This is a genomic window from Synechococcus sp. WC101 (genome assembly GCF_047461555.1).
Taxonomy (GTDB): Bacteria; Cyanobacteriota; Cyanobacteriia; order Thermostichales; family Thermostichaceae; genus Thermostichus.
Map to the genome: position 1 here is coordinate 1 of NZ_JANSHG010000207.1, position 3233 is coordinate 3233.

Annotated in this window: 4 protein-coding genes; all 4 read right to left on the minus strand. The window is 59.4% G+C overall.

What is annotated here, in order from left to right; all coding sequences use genetic code 11:
- The coding region (locus NW809_RS11485; protein ID WP_414402190.1) for an AMIN domain-containing protein at positions 1 to 558 on the minus strand (558 nt) is incomplete at its 3' end.
- A 326-nt stretch (positions 559 to 884) separates the two neighbouring features.
- Positions 885 to 1607, minus strand: a complete 723-nt coding sequence (locus NW809_RS11490; protein WP_414402191.1) for a hypothetical protein — start codon at positions 1605 to 1607, stop codon at positions 885 to 887.
- Positions 1607 to 2311 carry a PilN domain-containing protein gene (locus tag NW809_RS11495; protein WP_011429876.1) on the minus strand — a complete coding sequence of 235 codons (705 nt, stop codon included), beginning with the start codon at positions 2309 to 2311 and terminating at the stop codon, positions 1607 to 1609. Before NW809_RS11495 ends, NW809_RS11490 begins: the two co-directional genes overlap by 1 nt.
- A gap of 63 nt (positions 2312 to 2374) precedes the next feature.
- The coding region (gene pilM / locus NW809_RS11500) for a type IV pilus biogenesis protein PilM (protein WP_414402192.1) at positions 2375 to 3233 on the minus strand (859 nt) is incomplete at its 5' end.

The following is a 3233-nucleotide window of genomic DNA, read 5'->3' on the forward strand; positions in this document are numbered from 1 at the left end:
TGTCCCCTGGGGAGAAGGAGGGTTTTGAGCAGCCGGAGGGGAGGCAGGAGCTGGCGGCGGGGCCACGGGCTGGGGTCGAGCCGGCGAGGCCGGTTGATTGGGCGCTACTTGGCTAGGCGATGCCGCTACAGGAGCCGGTGGAGCAGAGGGCAAGCCCTCAAACTCGAAGACCAACTGCGTTGGGCTGCGCTGGGCCAGCAAGCCCTGGGGAGCTGCCGCAACGCCGGCAATTTCTATCCGCACGCTGTCATTGCCCATTTGCTTGGCCTCGATGAAGCGCACTCCCGGCAGGGGAGACTCCTGACGATAGCGACCTTGACCTCCATCCAGTTGGGCATTGGTGATATCCCCAATCCAAGATTGGCCCTGCTGGGTAAAGAACACCTGTGGACGGGCGCCCCCTGCGGTGTTGATCTCCAGCTTCATGCGGTTGCCGTGGGGCACCAGGCGGATATCGGTAATGCGGCTGAGGCTTTGTGGATTGGCGGAGGTCAACTGCTGGGCGGCGGCTTCATCGAGCTGGCTTTCCACAGCCAACAGGGGCAGTGAAAGGATCAAGCTCAATGCACATCCCCAGGCGACTCGACGGTTCATCATCCTCACACCTCACTCCGTTAGCCAAGCGTGTTTCTGCTTTACTTCAGCACGGGTTCACCCAGTGCTTCCCTAATCAAAGCCGAAATTTTCGGCTTTGCCACTACCTGCAGCCGCTTTAGGGGAAATTTTTCGATAGGCAACACTATCTGTGCTTTTCCCCAATGGTTCCCATTTCCCGCCCGTCCCCTCCAATCCCAGTAGCGAGTCTCTTCAGGTGGGATCCCGTGGGGAAGCGACACTCAAACGCAGTGTATAGATTGGCTACAGATTGGCCTTGCCAAGCCGGGCTACTGGCTGGGTGTTGGCTGTCCTCCCTCAGGAGGTGTTTGCCCTTCAGGTGCAGGAGCAGTGCCGAGAGGAACGCCTTTGTTGTAGTAGTAAGCAACCAGATCGAAAGCGGCGTCTAGGTTCTCTGTGCCTTGGCCAGGGTTGAGAGAGATGTTGCTCACCCGGAACAGAGCGCGAAAACGCTCGATGTCTCTCATGAGGTTGATGATGTCGGTGTAGGGACCCCGCAGGGTGACGCGGGTTGTCTGCAGTTGGATGGCTGGGGCGATGATGGCAGGCACTTCTGGGTTGTTCGAGGAAGCTGGCGTCAGAGGGGAAGGGCTGAAACTGAGCAACTGAGCATTGGGTTGTCCCCGCACCAGTCGGTTGAGATCGATCAGTTGCGTGTCGGCATTCTCGGGGGTGGCGAGCAAGGCGCTGATCTGTTGCTGCTGCACGCGAGCCCTCTCGATTTGGTTGGGCAGATCCTGTAAGCCGGCAATCTGGCGCTGTACCTCCTGCAACTGGCTGGTTTTTTGGGCTACCTCTCTTTCTAAGGCTTGCACCTCTCTAATCAGAGGACGGAGTTGGGTGAAGGCCAAAAAGCTCGCCGCGCCCAGGCCCAGGATCCCGATCAACAGGCCAATGCGAATAGGGGTCAGCTCGACCCCCAACAATACCGGCGGCCCTGCCGGAGGTGCCACCAGTTGTTCGTCGTGAAAACTTTCCACCGAGCCGGTCATCAGTTCCCCTCCACTTGACGCAAAATGCGGATCTTTTCCACCAAGCCTATCGCTCCCCGCTGCTCCAGCTCGCGGGTCAACTCCGGGTCGGGATCCCCTATGGTTCGAATAGTAACCGTTAGGCCGTAGGTGACGCTGGGTTCAGTTTCAGGGGTGCCCTCCACTCGAGAGGCACTGTTGAGAACGGCACTGGTTACGAAGTTGGAATCCAGCAGAGTGAGCAAAAAGTCGTTCACCAAGGGAAAATCCAGCGCCCCGCCTTGGATGTTCACAGTATCGCCAGAGGCGCTGATGTTGGTTATCCATACCCCTTGCCCAGGGATCCTGCGCCGCAGTTCTTCTAGAATGGCCGACCAGGGCTGGACGGATCCGAGAAAAGAGCGAAACCCTTCCGTCTGGGTGCGAATGGTTTGCAGTTCTTGGCTGAGGCCCTGGAGTCGGGTCAACTCGGCATTGGCTGTGCTGAGTTCACCGTCGAGGCGGGTTCGCTCTGCCCTCAGAGTATTCCGCTGACGGGAAAAGCTGTCTTGGAAATACAAGAAAGCCCCCATGGCCACAGCAGCCACGGCAACCCCCAGACCAATGGCCAAAGCCCAGCTCTCAGCTCCGGCGGCAGTTTCCGGGCCAGCCACCACTCCCCCTGTCTGAACTGTGGTGGGAACCTCCGGTCTTTCTTTCAGAAAGTTGATCTCTGGTGTGTACATCTCACCGCCTCGCTCATGGTTGGGTATTGCGCTTAGGGGATCCTCTTGGGCGGATCCCGAAGACTACTTGCTGGCTTCCCGCATGGCCAGCCCCAGGGCCACTCCCATCGCCGGTCGCTCCTCCAAGGGCACCTCGATTGAATCCGGTATCAGGATGCTGCCGAAGGGATCCGCTAACTCTACGGCCAGGCTCAGCGACTGCGACAAGAAACCATCCATTTGGCCAATAGCCGCCCCCGGCCCAGCCAACAATACCTTCACCACAGGGGAGTTACTCTCTGCGCTGGTAAAGAAATCAATGGAGCGCCTCAGCTCGTCCGCCAAATCGGAAACGACCCGCGCCACGGCTGCCACGCCCGGGTTACTGGGAACCGGTTGCTCTCCCGTGGCCAAAACATCGGCGGGGTTGATCAAGGGTAACCTTAGAGTTCGCAACAGGTCGCCGGTGCGGCTAACCGGCAAATTCAGGGCCTGGGCTAGCACCTGCCGCATGTGAATGGTGCCGATGTTGACGGTGCGGGTAAACTGCGGGATGCCGTTGACCAAGATGCTGATCTCGCTGCTGTCGTAGCCGATGGAGCTGAGCAACACCGCCTCTTGGGGGCTGTACTGGATGAGTTGGTCACGGATGGTGCGAATGAGGGAGAAGCTGGCCAGCTCCACACAGCGCGCCTTCAAGTTGGCCGCCTGCAGCACGGCCAGGTAATTGTCCACCACCTCTTTGGGGATGGCTGCTAGCAGCACCTCGATGCGCTCAATGCCATCCTGGGAAAGGTCTAGGCCCAGGGGCTGGTAGTCCACATCCGCCTGATCCCGGGGGTAGGGGATGTAGAGCTCCGCCTCCTGTTCTAGAACCACCCGCCGCAACTCATCGGCAGGCAGGTCAGCAGGCAGGCGAATGAGACGGACGATTGCCTCTCGC

Bases quoted from the DNA above. Each gene is read 5' to 3' on its own strand.
- NW809_RS11490 (WP_414402191.1), bottom strand. From the start codon at position 1,607: ATGACCGGCTCGGTGGAAAGTTTTCACGACGAACAACTGGTGGCACCT.
- NW809_RS11495 (WP_011429876.1), bottom strand. From the start codon at position 2,311: ATGTACACACCAGAGATCAACTTTCTGAAAGAAAGACCGGAGGTTCCC.